Annotated in this window: 15 protein-coding genes and 1 tRNA gene; 8 read left to right on the top strand and 8 right to left on the bottom strand. The window is 64.1% G+C overall.

From position 1 onward, the window contains the following. Window positions 1-135 precede the first annotated feature (135 nt). The 5 genes from BTH42_RS10895 (at window position 136) to BTH42_RS10875 (ending at window position 4923) form a co-directional block, all read left to right on the top strand. Window positions 136-1038: an AraC family transcriptional regulator gene (locus BTH42_RS10895; protein WP_075298991.1), complete on the top strand. Its 903-nt coding sequence runs from the start codon at window positions 136-138 to the stop codon at window positions 1036-1038. A 91-nt stretch (window positions 1039-1129) separates the two neighbouring features. Then, window positions 1130-2548, top strand: a complete 1419-nt coding sequence (locus tag BTH42_RS10890; protein WP_083654733.1) for an aminotransferase class V-fold PLP-dependent enzyme — start codon at window positions 1130-1132, stop codon at window positions 2546-2548. Window positions 2549-2608: 60 nt separating this feature from the next. After that, window positions 2609-3217: a TetR/AcrR family transcriptional regulator gene (locus BTH42_RS10885; RefSeq protein ID WP_143752008.1), complete on the top strand. Its 609-nt coding sequence runs from the start codon at window positions 2609-2611 to the stop codon at window positions 3215-3217. 64 nt (window positions 3218-3281) lie between these two features. Beyond that, window positions 3282-4160 carry a DMT family transporter gene (locus tag BTH42_RS10880; protein WP_075298989.1) on the top strand — a complete coding sequence of 293 codons (879 nt, stop codon included), beginning with the start codon at window positions 3282-3284 and terminating at the stop codon, window positions 4158-4160. A 55-nt stretch (window positions 4161-4215) separates the two neighbouring features. After that, window positions 4216-4923, top strand: a complete 708-nt coding sequence (locus tag BTH42_RS10875) for an alpha/beta fold hydrolase (RefSeq protein ID WP_075298987.1) — start codon at window positions 4216-4218, stop codon at window positions 4921-4923. Between the two features lie 76 nt (window positions 4924-4999). Here the strand turns inward: BTH42_RS10875 and BTH42_RS10870 are convergent, their stop codons facing one another. After that, a complete protein-coding gene (locus tag BTH42_RS10870; RefSeq protein ID WP_075298985.1) occupies window positions 5000-5815 on the bottom strand; it encodes an SDR family NAD(P)-dependent oxidoreductase in 816 nt (271 codons plus the stop codon). Between the two features lie 146 nt (window positions 5816-5961). Between BTH42_RS10870 and BTH42_RS10865 the strand changes: the two genes are divergently transcribed. Genes BTH42_RS10865 through BTH42_RS10855 form a run of 3 tightly spaced genes read left to right on the top strand, consistent with a single transcriptional unit; the run spans window position 5962 to window position 8062 of the window. Then, entirely contained in the window at window positions 5962-6597 is a 636-nt protein-coding gene (locus BTH42_RS10865) for a cytochrome b/b6 domain-containing protein (protein WP_372237256.1), read from the top strand. Between the two features lie 2 nt (window positions 6598-6599). Beyond that, window positions 6600-7391: a molybdopterin-dependent oxidoreductase gene (locus BTH42_RS10860; RefSeq protein ID WP_075298981.1), complete on the top strand. Its 792-nt coding sequence runs from the start codon at window positions 6600-6602 to the stop codon at window positions 7389-7391. 56 nt (window positions 7392-7447) lie between these two features. Then, window positions 7448-8062 (top strand): hypothetical protein, encoded by a 615-nt coding sequence (locus tag BTH42_RS10855; RefSeq protein WP_075298979.1) that lies wholly within the window; start codon window positions 7448-7450, stop codon window positions 8060-8062. Window positions 8063-8069: 7 nt separating this feature from the next. Here BTH42_RS10855 and BTH42_RS10850 read toward each other — a convergent pair whose 3' ends face one another. The 7 genes from BTH42_RS10850 to fdxH form a co-directional block, all read right to left on the bottom strand. After that, the gene (locus BTH42_RS10850; RefSeq protein WP_083654758.1) at window positions 8070-9482 is read right to left on the bottom strand and encodes an HD domain-containing phosphohydrolase; all 1413 of its coding nucleotides are present in this window, start codon (window positions 9480-9482) and stop codon (window positions 8070-8072) included. Between the two features lie 271 nt (window positions 9483-9753). Next, window positions 9754-9849, bottom strand: a tRNA-Sec gene (locus BTH42_RS35410). Window positions 9850-9928: 79 nt separating this feature from the next. Continuing rightward, a complete protein-coding gene (gene selB / locus BTH42_RS10845; RefSeq protein WP_075298975.1) occupies window positions 9929-11842 on the bottom strand; it encodes a selenocysteine-specific translation elongation factor in 1914 nt (637 codons plus the stop codon). 24 nt (window positions 11843-11866) lie between these two features. Further along, on the bottom strand, window positions 11867-13351 hold the full coding sequence (selA, locus tag BTH42_RS10840; protein WP_075298973.1) for an L-seryl-tRNA(Sec) selenium transferase: 1485 nt from the start codon (window positions 13349-13351) through the stop codon (window positions 11867-11869). Between the two features lie 85 nt (window positions 13352-13436). Beyond that, a complete protein-coding gene (gene fdhE / locus BTH42_RS10835) occupies window positions 13437-14432 on the bottom strand; it encodes a formate dehydrogenase accessory protein FdhE (protein WP_075298971.1) in 996 nt (331 codons plus the stop codon). A gap of 113 nt (window positions 14433-14545) precedes the next feature. Then, a complete protein-coding gene (locus BTH42_RS10830; protein WP_075298969.1) occupies window positions 14546-15202 on the bottom strand; it encodes a formate dehydrogenase subunit gamma in 657 nt (218 codons plus the stop codon). Next, complete coding sequence (gene fdxH, locus BTH42_RS10825) at window positions 15199-16119, bottom strand: formate dehydrogenase subunit beta (protein ID WP_075298967.1); 921 nt, start codon at window positions 16117-16119, stop codon at window positions 15199-15201. Before fdxH ends, BTH42_RS10830 begins: the two co-directional genes overlap by 4 nt. Between the last annotated feature and the right edge of the window lie 9 nt (window positions 16120-16128).

Below are 16128 nucleotides of genomic sequence, written 5' to 3'. Positions count from 1 at the left end.
AAATGTACGTGTGCCGGCCCTGCGGAACCATAGCTGCCGTTCTCGCATCCTTGCCTAAAAGTATCAGCAGAACGAAGCGGCTCCGCGATTCGTCTATAGTGGGTATCACCATGTAACGACATCACAGGAAGACACATGCTTGCGCGGCAAAAGCGAATCATCGGGCTAATCAAGCGGCTCGCGCCGAACGAGGGATACACGGCCTCGCTGCTGCCGGGAGTCAGCTTCATGCGCTCGAATCGCTCTCTTGGTCGCACGCTGGTGTTATACGAACCGAGCATCGTCCTCGTTTGCCAGGGACGCAAACGCGGCTTTCTCGGCGACGATGTTTTTCTCTACGATGCGAACCACTATCTGGTGCTTTCAGTGCCGTTGCCGTTTTCCACCGAGACTGAAGCGACACCTGAGGAACCGCTGCTAGCGGTCACCCTCCGTCTCGATCCGGGCATCACCACCGACCTGATGCTTGCTGTCGATACTACGGGCACCGAACTACCGGTGGCGCCGCGCGGCATCTATTCCACGCCGATCAACCAGCGGCTTGCGGGCGCCCTGCTGCGTCTCGTGGAGGCGCTCGCGTCGCCGCTGGAAGCGAAGGTCGTCGCGCCGCTCGTGGTACGCGAGATATGTTTCCTCGTGCTGAGTGGCGAGCAAGGCGATGCGATGCGCGCGTCGCTCGCCACCACCGGACACTTCTCGCAGATCGCGCGGGCATTGCGCCGCATCCATGCCGATTACGCACAACCTATCGATGTCGATACGTTGTGCGGCGAATCCAGCATGAGTGTCCCGACGTTTCACCGCCATTTCAAAGCGGTGACCCATACCACGCCGATTCAATATCTGAAGTCGACGCGGTTGCACCAGGCCCGTCTGCTGATGATCCGCACCGGCTTGACGGCGTCCGCCGCTTCGGCACGAGTCGGCTATGAGAGTCCGTCGCAATTTAGCCGCGAATTCAAGCGTTTGTTCGGCCGCGCGCCGACGCAAGAAGTCGTGCAGATGAAGGCTGCGTTCGCATGGTCCGAACCCATGTAAACGCCTGAGCGCATCGGTCATTTGCCCGATGCCGCCGAATCGCACGCAATGGGATGCTGGTTGTTATCGAAGAACCCCGAGGACAAGCCGTATGAAACCGGATGAAAGTGGCGAACAGCACAAACAGGACAAACAGGGCGAACCGACGCCGACAGCCGAACTGCTGCAGGACGCGGCGCAACGCGCGCTCGCCTATGTTCAGTCCGTGCATGACAGGCCTGTGATCGCTTCTATCGAGGCACTGAAAAATCTGGATCAATTCCGGCACTCGCTGCCGGACAGCGGACTGGATGCGCGTGAAGTCTTGCGCCGCCTCGACGAGGCCGGCTCGCCGGCCACCGTTGCAACGACGGGCGGACGATACTTCGGCCTCGTGATCGGCAGTGCGCTGCCCGCGGCCATCGCGGCGAACTGGCTCGCGACTGCCTGGGATCAGAACGCGTGTTTCCGCTGGACTTCGCCGATCGCAGCCACGCTCGAAGACGTTTCGCTGCGCTGGATCGGCGCTCTGTTCGGCTTGCCGGACGACATCGGCGGCGCCTTCGTTACCGGTGCCTCGATGGCGAACTTCGCGGCGCTGGCGGCAGCGCGTCATGCGCTGCTCTCCCGCGCGGGTTGGGACGTGGAGGCGAAAGGGCTGTACGGTGCGCCGGAACTGCGAGTCGTCGTGAGCAAGGAGACGCACGTGACCATCTCCAAGGCATTGTCGATGCTGGGGCTCGGACGCGAGCGGGTCACCATCGTGCCGACCGATCACCGGGGCCGGATGCAGGTCGGCGACCTTCCGGAACTCGATGAGCGGACCATCGTGTGCATCCAGGCGGGCAACGTGAACACCGGCGATTTCGATCCGGCGCGCGAGATCTGCGAGCGCGCCAAAAAAGCCGGGGCCTGGGTCCATGTCGATGGCGCATTCGGTCTGTGGGCGCTGGCAAGCCGCGATTTCGACCTGCTCACGGATGGCGTGGCCGACGCCGACTCGTGGGCGACGGATGGCCATAAATGGCTCAACGTGCCCTATGACAACGGCATCGTTCTCGTGCGCAAACCTGCCGCTCTGCGCGCGGCAATGTCGTTGAATGCCGCGTACCTGGCAGAAGGCGACGGGATCGACCGGGAGCCTTCGCACTACACCCCCGAATCGTCGAGACGAGCGCGTGGCGTCGATATCTGGGCCGCGCTTCTTCACCTGGGCAGGGATGGCGTTGCGGCGCTGGTCGAACGCACTTGCCGCTATGCCGGGATTTTTGCCCGAGGTCTGGAGGCTAACGGCTTTGAAGTGCTGAATCGTGTCGTGCTCAATCAGGTGCTGGTCTCGTTCGGCACGCCGGAAAAAACCCGGGCTGTCATCAACCATCTTCAGGCCGAAGGAATTTGCTGGTGCGGCGGCACGGTTTGGCAGGGCCGGGTCGCGATGCGAATCAGCGTCTCGAGCTGGGCCACCACCGACGCCGATGTGCAGATGAGTCTCCAGGCGATGATCCGGGCCGCGAACGCAAGTAAGGCGTGAGATTTTCCGCGCGCGTTGACAATTATGAACCAAATGGTTTATAAATCAACAATGCCGAACATGACCATCCCCGCCGACCGCCAGCGCGGCCGCCCCCGCGAGTTCGACCCCGACCGGATTATCGAGCGGGCAATGCAGATCTTCTGGACGCGCGGCTATCAAGGCACCTCCTTGCCGGACCTGCTGGAAGCGACCAGGCTCTCCCGAGGCAGTTTGTACGCGGCTTTCGGCGACAAACACGGGCTGTTCCTGCTCGCTCTCGATCGCTACATCGTCCAGGCGCTCAAGCGTCTGGACGATGAGCTTGCGTCGGGCCAGACAGCGCTCGCGGGATTGCAGACGTGTCTGGACGGCTATGTCGCGCGTACCGATGGCGCGGCCGGCACGCGCGGCTGCCTGGTGGTGGCGACAGCAATGGAATTGGCAGCGCACGATCAGGAAGTGTCGCAACGGATCGCTCATTTCTTTGCGGCAATGGAGGCCCGGCTAGCCAGGGCCTTGCAGCATGCGCAGAAAGAAGGCGCTGTGCTCAAGAACGTGAGCCCCGTCGCGGCGGCTCACCTGCTCGTCTGCTTTCTGGAAGGTCTTCGTGTCGTTCGCAAGACAGGCTCCGAACCCGGCAAGGCAAAGGACGCCGTGCAAGCGCTTATCAGCAGCCTGACCGCTTAACTCCCGACAATGCGGTGCGCCGCGTTATGTCGCGCCAATTTTTAGACCAAACAGTCCACAATCAATGAAAGCCATCCATATAGCAGCAGCCCTGCTTGTCCCTTTACTGTGGGGCTTGCAGTACGCGGTCATCAAAGCGGGGCTCACGGTACTGCCGCCATTATTTTTTGCCGGCCTGCGATTCGCGGTGATTGCCGCAATTCTCATCCCCTTTGTCGGCCGAATTCGAGGCCCGGAGATCAGGCCAATCCTCATCATTTCGTGTTTCATGGGCGGAGTGAATTTCGCGTGCGCTTTTGTCGGCTTGACCCAGGCGCCGGCGGGCGTTGCCGGGATTGCCAATCAGCTCTGGACGCCGTTCACGCTGCTGCTTGCGTGGCCCATGCTCGGCGAGAAACCCTCTAGCCGCATGGTGCTCGGCGTCGGTATCGCACTGGTTGGTGTTGCGCTTTCAATTGCGGATCCGAGGCTAAAGGTGCCGGCTATTCCAACGCTCTTTGTAATCGGCTCCGCGCTCGGATTGGCAATGGGCAATGTACTGGCCAAGAAATTCGGCCCTTTCGACCCAGTGAAGCTGTTTGCGTGGATGTCGTTCTTCACCGCAATCCAGCTTCTTGGTCTTTCCCTGATCGTGGAAAGCGGTCAGGTTCAAGCGCTTCAGAGAGCGTCGAGTTCTGAATGGCTGGCTTTCGCTTTTACCGTGATGCTCGGCGGTATCGCGGCATTCATCACGTGGTTCTGGCTTATTGCGCGATTTTCGATGGCGCGAGTTGCCCCCTACGCATTGCTGCAATCCTTTTTCGCAATTAGCGCGGGCGTTGTGTTCAGACATGAACCCGTTACGCCGGCGCTGATCTGGGGCGCCGTTATCTGTGTTATCGGAGTCGCGCTCAGCCAGTGGCCTGTCCCCGCCCGGCTGCGCACGGCAGGCGACACGCAATAAAGCATTCGCAAAACCGCCACGCTTTTTTCACTACAAACCAAAGGAACACATAATCATGGCGACATTCGTTCTGGTTCACGGCGCTTTTCAGGGCGGCTGGGTTTACGCACAAGTCGCCCGCCAGCTTCGCGAGGCCGGACATGAGGTCTACACGCCCACGCTGACCGGCCTCGGAGAACGCTCGCACCTGGCCGACCGGGCGATCAATCTCGACACGCACATTCAGGACATCGTCAACGTCTTCAAGTACGAAGACATCAGCGATGCAATATTGTGTGGGCACTCGTATGGCGGTCTGGTCATCACTGGCGTCGCGCATGAAATCAGCCATCGCATTCGCACGCTTTTCTATCTCGACGCGTATGCGCCAGCCGATGGGCAGTCGCTCGTCGACATTACAGGCGCCGACACCGCGCTGGCGTTCCTGTCGCAGGCACGCGAACACGACGGAATGATTCCGCCTATTCCAGCCTCCGTGTTCAACGTGAATGATGCGGACGCCGAGTGGGTCGACCGGATGTCGGGGCCGCAGCCGCTGGCCACGTTCGTTCAGGGCGTTCGAGCGGGAGTGGATGCGGCACCGGTGGCCAATCGCACCTATGTGTTCGCGAGTAAAAACGGCGGCGACTGGTTCGTGGACACGCATGCCCGCCTGAAGGACACCCCGGGATGGAAAGTCCACGAGATCCCGTGTGGACACTCGATCATGCTGGACCGCCCAGCGGAGTTGGCCGCGCTACTGCTGGCGGAAGCGCCGCATTGAGGTTTCGCTGTCCTCTTTAATACCGTCGCCAACGGTACGAACGTGGTTCCAACGTACCGCTCGCGCGGACAAACACTCACAAACCCGGCGACAGACCGCCATCGATTCGCAGATTCGCACCGGTGATATATCCCGCGAGCGGACTGACGAGAAACGCAACCGCATCCGCAATTTCGTCCAGCCGCCCGACGCGGCCAACCGGAACCTGAGCGAACATCGGTAGAACCGCGCGCTCGATAACTGGCCACGGCGCGTGCTTATCGGCCACGCCGCGCTCCGCCGCTACTTCGCGGAAACGGCTATCGAGTGCCGCACTGTGAATCGTGCCGGGAGAAACCGCGTTGACGGTGATCCCGTCCGCGGCGACTGCCTTTGCCATCGACGCGGTCATCGCGTTTATCGCGGCCTTGCAGGCGGAATAGTCGGGTGCGGCCGGTGGCGGCATCGTCGCCGCGATGCTCGAAATATTGACGATACGTCCCCAGCCGGCCTGCTTCATCCCGGGCAACAGCCGGTTAGTGATGCGAAGTGCAGCCAGCACGTTGCGATCGTAAGCGGACGCCCAGGAAGACGGTTGTGTATTTGCCCAACCCTCTTTTGAGCCGCCCGACCCGCCGGCGTTGTTGACCAGGATATCGATAGGACCGGCAAGCTTTACCGCATTCTCGACCAGTCGTTGCACATCGTCGTCGCGTGTCAGATCGCCGACGACCACATACGCGTGACCGCCCTGCGCGATGATTTCATTGGCCACCTGCTCTGCCTGCCGTTCGTCGCGACCGTGAACGATGGCAGTCGCCTTCTCCTGCGCGAGTTTCCTCGCGATTGCTTCGCCAATTCCTTTGCTGCTGCCGGTGACGAGAGCCTTCTTTCCGTGCAATTGCAGATCCATCGTAGGTACTCCATTTTGAAGTTGCAGTTTTCAGCGCAGAAGGAGACGGGAATGTAGCGCAACCTCGCGGTGGCCAGGATCCGTCATTCGACCGATACCGATAAGCCGCCCGCGCTGCGATCCTGCTGTCCATACCGATCGCCGCAGTGGCGGCAGGCACGAGTCACTCGCCAACGACGGAGGTCTCTTTGAAGCATTCGACGGTACACCCCGCGTGGGTCCGCATTTTCCATTGGGTCAACGCCACGGCCGCTATCGCCATGTGTCTGAGCGGCTTGCTCGTGTATGACGCATCCCCGATTTTTCCGGCAGTCACGTTTCCGGTATCGATCACGCTCGGCGGCTGGCTGGGCGGCGCGCTGCTCTGGCACTTCGCGGTCATGTGGATTCTGGTCGCCAACTTTCTCGCCTACCTGGTGCTGGGCATCGCGACAGGACGACTGCGCAAGACGCTGTTTCCGGTCGGCGCGCGGGCCATCGTTTCCGACTTCGTCGCGGCGCTGCGTGGCAAGCTCAGCCACAGCGAGCCCGGCCACTACAACGCGGTGCAAAAGCTCGCCTATCTCGTCGTGATCGCCGATATCGCGCTTCTGGTCGCGTCGGGTCTGGCTATCTGGAAACCGGTTCAGTTCGGGGTCCTTCGAACCTTGATGGGCGGATTCGATAACGCACGCGTCGTCCATTTCGCCGCGATGAGCGTGCTTGTCGGCTTTACCGCGATTCACGTCGCGATGGTCGCGCTCGTTCCGCGCTCGCTGCTCACGATGATTCGAGGCCGATAGTCATGAATAGTCCGAAACATGTTCGCAAGCCAGGCGCGGCATGGCATTCCGATGCGGAAACCATCATCAGGGACGCGCGAAACGAACTGCAATCGCCGCAGCGCCGCCTGCTCGGCAAGCGTATCCTGACGCTGGGCGGCCTGATGCTGCTGTCGGGCTGCGACCTCACGAACGACAAGTCGGTCAATACCATGCTGCGCCGGGTGTCGTCGTTCAACGACGACGCGCAGGCGCTGCTGTTCGACCCGCGCAAGCTCGCGCCGACTTACCCTGAATCGACGATCACGCGGCCATTCCCCTTCAACGCGTACTACGACATCGATCAGGTGCCGGACGTGGACGCGCATAGCTATCGTCTCGAACTTGGCGGACTCGTGAACGGCAAACGCATCTGGACACTCGACGAACTGCATGCGTTGCCGCAGGAAAGCCAGGTGACGCGGCACATCTGCATCGAGGGATGGAGCGCGATCGGCAAATGGGGCGGCGTGCGATTCGCCGACTTCCTGCTGCGAGCCGGCGCCGATACCACCGCGAAATACGTGGCTTTGCACTGCGCGGACAACTACTGGACCAGCATCGACATGCCGACCGCGCTGCATCCGCAAACTCTGCTGACGCTGACATACGACGGCAGTACCCTGCCCGCGAAGTACGGCTTTCCGATGAAGCTGCGCATCCCCACCAAGCTCGGCTACAAGAACCCGAAACACATCGTCGCGATCACGGTCACCAACACGTTCCCTGGCGGCTATTGGGAAAACCAGGGATACAACTGGTTCGGCGGTAGCTGAGCGTTAAGCCCGGCGTCGCTGAATCTTCTAACCGCAACCCACCCAACGGAGTACCCATGTCCATTCGACTCAAACTCGCCGCTTCCCTTGTCGCGCTGACGCTCTCCGGCGCTGCCCTCGCACAATCTCCCGCGGGCAAGCCCGAACGGATTCGTGGCGAGATCGTCTCGCTTTCCGGCGACACCCTGCAGATCCATCGCCGCAGCGGCGACACCGTGACCATCGAGGTCGATCAGAAGGCCGGCGTGAACGCGGTGAAGAAAATCGAGCTTGCCGATATCAAACCCGGCTCGTATGTGGGCTCGGCCGCGGTGCCGGGCCCGGACGGCAAGCTGACCGCGAAGGAAGTGCTGGTCTTTCCCGAAGCCGCGCGCGGCACGGGCGAAGGTCACTATGCGTGGGATCTCGGCGCCAACAGCACGATGACGAACGCGAACGTGGACACGGTCGTGCAAGGCACCAGCGGGCGCGACCTCAAGCTTTCGTACAAGGGTGGCAGCAACACCATCAATGTGCCGGTCAATGTGCCGGTCGTGACGCTCGTCCCGGCGACGCGCGCCGATTTGACGGCCGGCAAAAAGGTCTTCGTCGTGGCCACCCCGGCAAAGAACGGCGCCTATGACGGACACGTGATCGTCGTCGAGAAGGACGGTGTCGCGCCGCCGATGTAAATCGCTTCTACAACAAACCCAACGTCGAAGCCTTCAACGTCGCGGCGGCACGCGTCGAGCACTCGAGCTTGCGAAACACGCTTTCGACGTGCGTGCGCACGGTGCTCGGGCTCAGGTCGAGTTCGCGGGCCGCTTCCTTGTTGCTGGCGCCGCGGCTGATCGAGCGCAGCACGTCGATCTCGCGCGCGGAAAGCCGGATGGTTGGCTGGTGCGCACGCGTCGCGCGCGTACCGCGCGGCGGCGCGCCTCCCGCACCTCTCGCGTCGATCAGCGTCGCGACGACTTCGCCGTCGAAGCGGCCTTCGTTCGCTTCGCTGCGCAACCGTTGGGCGACTTCGCCGGAAGGCAACGCGTCGCGCCACGGCCGCTTCTGGCCCAGCGCGACAAACGCGACCGCCGCACTCAGCACGCGCGCTTCGAACGACAACGCCGGCCCGCTTACGCCGCGGAAATAGCCGGAGCCGTCGAGCCGTTCATACGCATGTGAAGCCAGTTCCGCGGCCTGCGCGAGCGAGCCGGTCTGTTTGCCGGCGCGCGCGGTCCAGTACGGTACGAGCCGCACCTTTTCCCACTCGGCGGCGGACAGGCGCGCCGGCGAATTCCAGATCGCGTTCGGCACCGCGGCGCGTCCCATGCCGTGAATCAGGGCCGCCGTGTAAAGACGCGCCTGACACGCATCGTCGGCGCCGAGCTGCCTGCCGCAAGCAGCCGCGGCGCGTGCCACCGCGCGCGAGTAGCCGGTCATCCACGGCAGCTTGAGGTCGATCACATCACCGATCAGTTCGGCCGAAGTGGTTTCCTGCATCGACTGTGTCTGGATCGACGCGTCGAATCCGGCGGCCTCTGTATTCGCCAGTGCCTCCAGCCAGCCGGCCGCCTGTTCGGTGACGAGCGCGACGAGTTCTGCCGGATAACGCGTCCCCTGCTGAGCGGCGATCAAGGCGAGCGCGCGCGGCAAGCCATAGACGCGGCTAAGAACTTCCAGATCGCCTGCCAGCGACACCACGTACACCGCGCGCGGCACCGCCGCGCCTGCGAGGCCGTCCGGCATACCGGCGCCGTCCCACGTTTCGAAGATATGGCGCAGCGTCGCTTCGGTGTCGGCTCCAAGGCACAGGATTCGTGCGACTTCACCCGAGACCTCGCAGTGAATCTGCGCGAGCGATTGGAGCGCGCCTTTGAAGGCCTGCGGTTCGAGTGTCGTCGTCCAGTCGTGCCGCTGTGTCAGCATCGAGTCGCGGCCGGCCACGTCATCGCCGAGCACCTCGGCGAATCCCGACGCGTTGGCCGTGCACCCCGACCACCTCAGCAGCGCCGCTTGTACGGCGGTGGCCGCGAGCGCGTCGCCCTCGCCGGTTGCGTGGGCCAACCGGGCGGCGAGCCACGCCGTTCGTGGCGAATGGTCGGTCGGCTGCCCCATGCTGAGGTCGCCGACGAAGGCGAGCGCTCTGACGGCGTCGTATGAGCGAAGCTCGGTGTGTACGCGTGATGCGATTTCGTTTCCCTTCACAGATCCACCGATTACATGGGTGAGCGTCGTTTACCGCTCACGACGATAGAGCAGCGAGCCAGGCGCCAGATTTTGCGGCGCTGCCGGTGGCCAGTGCATGGCCGACCGGTGGCTCGACGACATAAGGAAAAGTTGGCGCGCAAACAGAGGCGCCTGAACGAATTATGGAAGAACCATAACTTGGCGGAAGGCAGATGGAGTCGAACCATCCTGAGAGCGTCTGACGCCCCCAACCGGGTTTGAAGCCCGGCCGCACCACCGGATACGAATGCCTTCCTACGGTGATTGCGATTGCTGAAACAACGAGTCGATCGATGCGTTGAACAATGCGTTGATCGACTACTTTGCCGCGAAGCTCAAGCCAGATCGAGCCAGCGGCTATCCGTGCGCATCAGGTGCAGGCCACGGTGGAAGCGAGTATAACCAACGCGGTCGAAGAATTCCAAAAGCTGGATTGCGCGCTTTCTGCCGAGTCCGGTCGCGTCGCGAAACGGCGCGGCCGCCACCGTACCCGCATTCTTCTGCGCCTCGCTCGCCGCAATCGCCGCGAGTTCGCGAATCACCTGCTGGTGATAGAACAGGTCGTGCACGACCTGGAACAATTCGCCCTGGCGCGCGAGCTTGCGCAGCAACTGACGCATCCGCTCTTCGGGCACGTTGTGCGCGCTCGCCAGATCGCGCACCCACGGCGGATCGAAACGGCCGGCCTCGATCTGCGGCAGCAGCGCCGCCGCGAGCGCCTGGTCGGCGGCGTCGAGCGTCACGGTGTGACCGGGCAGATGCAGCCACGGCCCGCGTTTGACGAGTTCGCCGCGCGCCGCCGCGTCATCGACCAACGCGCGCCATAGCGCGTCGTCGACCAATGGCGCCGCGATGCGCCGCAAGCGCGAGCCATCGGGCCCGAGTTCGTCGGGTGAGCGTTCGTGATATTGCGCAAGCGCACTCGCCAGCCGTTCCGCGAGCGCGTGCCAGGCAGCGCCCGCAACCAGCAGCGCATCGTGTCCCGGCCGTTCGACCACCCGCGTATCCGCCGGCAGTGCCAGCGCCGCCGCCGGCATCCCCGTCAAACGCTCGAGCAACGCGCGCGACAAACCATGCGGCGCGCGCGCGAACAGCGCGTCGAGCGTGCCGGTGTCGAGCCACGTTTGCATCGCATCGAGCCACGCGAGCCGTTCCGGCGAGCGACGCTTGCGCGCGGGCGCGAACGGATCGAGCACGTGGCCGCCGCCGATCGTGCGACTGGCCTGCGCATTACGCACAACGAAACGATCGCCGGGCACCGCGCACAGCGGCCGCTCGAACACCAGTTGCACGCGCGCGCTTTGACCCTGGCCGAGCGTATCGCGTTCGAGCAGCGCGACATGCGCCACCTGATGCTGGGTGCCCAGATGCACGTGTACCGGTGTCCATTGTTCGAGCGCTTGCGGCGCGTCGGCGAGCAGCGTCAACGCGACATCGATCCGCTCGCTCGCCTGCGACAGACGCGGATCGACGATCCAGTCGCCGCGTTCGATCGCGTTCTTCTCGATACCCGCGAGATTCAGCGCGCAGCGCTGCCCCGCACGTCCGCTCTCTGCGGCGCGATTTTGCGCATGGATGCTGCGCACGCGCACCGGCTGATTCTTCGGCGCGAGCAGCATCGTATCGCCGACACTCACGCTGCCCGCGACCACGGTCCCGGTGACGATCGTGCCCTGCCCGGCCAACGTGAACACGCGATCGACAGCCAGGCGGAACAGCCCATCGTCCCGCCTCATCCGCCACGCGGCGGCTTCCATGCGCAGATGCGCGTTCAATGCCGCGACGCCCGGATCGCCGGCCTGCGTCGCGCAGGTGTCGAACAGCGGCGCATCGCGCAGCACGCTGCCGGCGACGAACGCGCTCACTTCCTGTTGAACTTCCTGAAGACGCTGTGCATCGACGCGATCGACCTTGGTGATCGCGATCGCGCCGCGGCGGATGCCGAGCAATTCGACGATCGCCAGATGCTCGCGCGTTTGCGGCATCACGCCGTCGTCGGCGGCGATCACCAGCAGCGCGAAATCGATCCCGCTCGCGCCCGCGGCCATCGTATGCACGAGCTTTTCGTGGCCCGGCACGTCGATCAGCCCGAGCACCTCGCCGTCGTCGAGCGGCACGTATGCGTAGCCGAGTTCGATCGAAATGCCGCGGGCTTTTTCTTCCTTGAGCCGGTCGGTGTCGACGCCGGTCAGCGCCTTCACCAGACTCGTTTTGCCGTGGTCGATATGCCCGGCTGTACCGACGATCATGCGTATTCGCCCTTCGATTTCACATCAATTGCCATGGGTCGGCGTGCCCGGCTGCGCGCCCGGCTGTGAGCCTGGTTGCGCGCCTAGCTGCGCGATCAGCTGCGCCTCGTCGGCCGCTTCGAGACAACGCAGGTCGAGCCGCAACGCGTCGTCCGCGATCCGTCCGATCACCGGCCGCGCCAGCTCGCGCAACTGCTTTTCCAGCGCCAGCAGGTGCCGGCCGCCGCGCTTACCGTCAGTCATCCTGACGACCAGCCCGTAACTCGGCAGCACATCGACCGGCAACGCGCCGCTGCCGATCTGGCTGAACATCGGCTCCGCGGCCACCGTGTAGCGCGCGCCGATCGCCTGCTGCAACGCCGGCTGCACGCGCAGCGCGGCGCCATGAATTTCGTCGGTGGCGCGCGTGAGCAGACGCAGCGTGGTCAGGCGCTCGCGCAGCTTCTCCGGCGCGCGATACAGCTGCAACACCGGCTCCAGCGCCGCGAGCGTCAGCTTGCCAACCCGCAGCGCGCGCTTTAACGGATGCTTCTTGATCTTCGCGATCAGATCGCGCCGCCCGACGATCAGCCCCGCCTGCGGGCCGCCGAGCAGCTTGTCGCCGCTGAACGTGACGACATCGGCGCCGGCCTCGACGGTGTCGCGCACGGTCGGCTCGCGCGGCAAACCCCATTCGCTCAGATCGACCAGCGTGCCGCTGCCGAGATCGACGGCAACCGGCAGCCCGCGCGAATGCGCGAGCGGCGCGATTTCGTCGATGCCGACTTCTTTCGTGAAACCGCTGATCGCGTAATTGCTCGCGTGCACCTTCATCAACAGCCCGGTGGCCGGATTGATCGCTTCGTCGTAGTCCTTCAGATGCGTGCGGTTGGTCGTGCCGACCTCGCGCAGCTTCGCGCCCGCGCGGCTCATGATGTCGGGAATCCGGAACGCGCCGCCGATCTCGACCAGCTCGCCGCGCGACACCACCACTTCCTTCTTCGCCGCGAGCGCGGACAGCGTCAGCAGCACGGCGGCCGCATTGTTGTTGACCACGGTCGCCGCCTCGGCGCCGGTCAGCTCGCAGATCAGTTCGTCGATGAGGTCGTCGCGGTCGCCGCGTTTGCCGGTGGCCAGATCGAATTCGAGGTTGGCGGGCTGCGTGAGCGCGCCCATCACCGCGCGCACCGCCTCGTCCGGCAGCAGCGCGCGGCCCAGGTTCGTATGCAGCACGGTGCCCGTCAGATTGAACACGCTGCGCAGTTGCGACCGGTTGCGCTGGCGCAGCGCGGCTGCGACGCTCGCGTGCAGGCCCGCGGTATCGAGCGCGCTGAGCGGCGGGCTGGCCGCGGCTTCGCCCGCTTTCGCGCTGATCCGCCATGCGTCGAGCGCATCGCGCAGCGCGTTCAGCACCTGGCTGCGCCCGTATTCATCGACGAGCGTCGCGAATTGCGCCGACGCCATCACCTTTTCCACCGACGGCACGCGCGCCATCAGCGCGCGCAATTCCGAGCCGCTCACATCGCTCACGAAGCCCTCCCCCTCAGGCAATCCCTCTCGGGCCAATCCCGGTCATGTACCTGCCTGCTTGCGACTACCGTTGCGTCACGTTGCGTCAGGCGGACTCGTCTTCGTCCGCCGCCGCGCCGGCCGTGCGTTCCGGCCACAACCACGGATGCGGCGACGCGCGCCGGTAGCCTTCCTCGCCCATCAGCAGATCGAGCGTCAGACTCGCGAGGTCGTCCGCGAACGGCTCGAAGTCGTAGTCTTTCGCCTGAATGCCGATTTTGCGGTAAGTATGGCATTCGTCGCACGACTCCGCCTTTAGCGCCGCGTTCTTCGCTTCGGCTTCGCGCGCCTCGGCATCGGCCTCGGGCGAGCCGACCACGTGATACGCGATGCCCTTGGTCGAATCGCAATTCGAGCATTTGCTGCGGACCATATGCCACTCGGTCGCGCACAGCCCGCATTGCAGGTAGCGGTAGTTGTCGAACGCGCCGCCGACCCGCACCGTGCTCGCGACCGGATGCGAGCCGCACACCGGGCACAGCCCCGGCGTGTCGAGATACGGCACCGCGCGTTTGTCGATGTCGGCGGCCAGATCGGTCCACACCACCTGCAGCGCGGCCATGATGAACGGCGCGCCGGCGGGCTCGACCTCGTCGAAGCGCTGCGCGAAGATCGCGTCGGCCTGCGCTTCGAGCGCGTCGGCGTCGAGCGCGCGCAGCTGCGCGAACAGTGCCGCGAGCGGCGGCGTCAGCGGGCCGGCCGCCTCGACCTTGTCGAGCAGTTGTCCCAGCACGTCGCGCCACGCCGGATCGCGCGCGCCGGACAGCGCCGGCACCAGCGGCATCGAATATTGCTGCGCGCTCGCGATCAGCTCGGCGCTCGGCGGCTGCGCCTTGAAGCCGGTGATGATCGCCTGCTGCGCGTCGGCGAGCGCCGCCATCAGCCGCAGATAGCCGGCGATCGGATTGCTGCGCGCCGCCAGCTGGCGCAGCCGCGCGGCGCGCGGCGCGAACACCGCGAGCCGTTCCGGCATGCGGATGCGGGGAATCGCCGAGGGGTCGAGCGATTCGATGTCGGCGGCTTCGAGAATGCGTTGAACCAAAGTATCGACCTCTGAAAACTGAAGAGCCGCCGCCCGTCATCGACGAGGAGCGGCGGCCCGGTGCGGGGGCGCTGCGATCGGCGCGACTGATTGACCGCGCCGGCGCAGCACATTTATTTACCGATGATTTCCCTGAACCAGTTCGGATGATGCTTGCGAGCCCAGCCGTACGTGACGGTGCCGCGCGTCATCGCGCCGATCGAGCCCTTGACCCACAGCGCCGCATAGATATGCACGATGATGCCGACGATCAGCACGAACGCGGCCGCCGCATGCACGAGCGACGACAGCCGGATGATCTCGATCGGGAAATACAGCGAGAAGTAGCGCCGCCAGATCACGATGCCGCTCAGCAACAGCAGGATCATGCAGATCACCATCACGAAGAACAGCAGCTTCTGACCGGCGTTGTACCTACCGATCGCGGGCAGCTTGTCCTCGCGATTGTTCAGCACGTCGCCCATCTGCTTCATCCACTGGATGTCCGCCTTGTCCAGATAGTTGTGGTGCCAGAAACGCAGCGCAAGAATCAGGAACGAGATGAACATCACGCAGCCGATGAACGGATGCAGAATCCGCGTCCACTGCCCGCCGCCGAGCACGAAGTACAGGAACGTCATCGCCGGATGAAACATCGCGAGGCCGGACAGCGCGAGCAGGATGAACGTGAGCGCGGTGATCCAGTGATTGGTGCGCTCGTTCGGCGTGTAACGCACGATCAGGCGGTGACCTTTCACGTCGATGAGGTCGCTATGCTCGGTGTGCTTCATGATGCCTCCCGGGAACGGCGTGCTTCGTCGGCTTCCTGCTGGGCCGCCAGCTCGTCGGCCTCGCTGACTTCGTTCGGACCGACGCGCGTGTAGTGGAAGAAGCCAGCCACCGCCGCGAGCGCCATACCGGCGAGCGCGAGCGGCTTCGCAATGCCCTTCCACACCCTGACCATCGGATCGATGCGCGGCTTGTCCGGCAGCCCGTGATACAGCGACGGCCGGTCCGCGTGATGCAGCACGTACATCACGTGCGTGCCGCCGACCGCGGCCGGATCGTACAGACCGGCGTTCTGGAAACCGCGGTCCTTCAGGTCGACGATCCGCTCCTCGGCCTGCTGCGTCATGTCTTCCTTGGTGCCGAACATGATCGCGCCGGTCGGGCAGGTCTTCACGCAGGCCGGTTCCTGCCCCACCGCGACGCGGTCGGAGCACAGCGTGCACTTGTACGCGCGCCGATCCTGCTTCGAAATACGCGGCACGTTGAACGGGCAGCCGGTCACGCAGAAGCCGCAGCCGATGCAGTTTTCCTCGTGAAAATCCACGATGCCGTTGGTGTACTGCACGATCGCGCCCGGCGACGGACAGGCCTTCAGGCAGCCCGGCTCGTCGCAGTGCATACAGCCGTCCTTGCGGATCAGCCATTCGAGATCGCCGGCTTCATTCTCGTACTCCGAGAAGCGCATCACGGTCCACGAATGCTCGGTGAGATCCGCCGGGTTGTCGTACACGCCGACGTTCGTGCCGATTTCGTCGCGCAGGTCGTTCCACTCCATGCAGGCGGTCTGACAGGCCTTGCAGCCGATGCACTTCGATACGTCGATGAGCTTGGCGACCGTGCCGGTGACCGGCGCGCGCACCTGCGGCGGCTCGACGGTCGTCGCGGAGATACGTCTGATATCCAGTGATTGGAGTGCCATCTCTTTTCC

It is taken from the genome of Burkholderia sp. SRS-W-2-2016, from assembly GCF_001931485.1.
Classification (GTDB): domain Bacteria; phylum Pseudomonadota; class Gammaproteobacteria; order Burkholderiales; family Burkholderiaceae; genus Paraburkholderia.
Note: the sequence above shows the minus strand (reverse complement) of the source record. Positions and strands in the feature narration are given on the sequence as shown.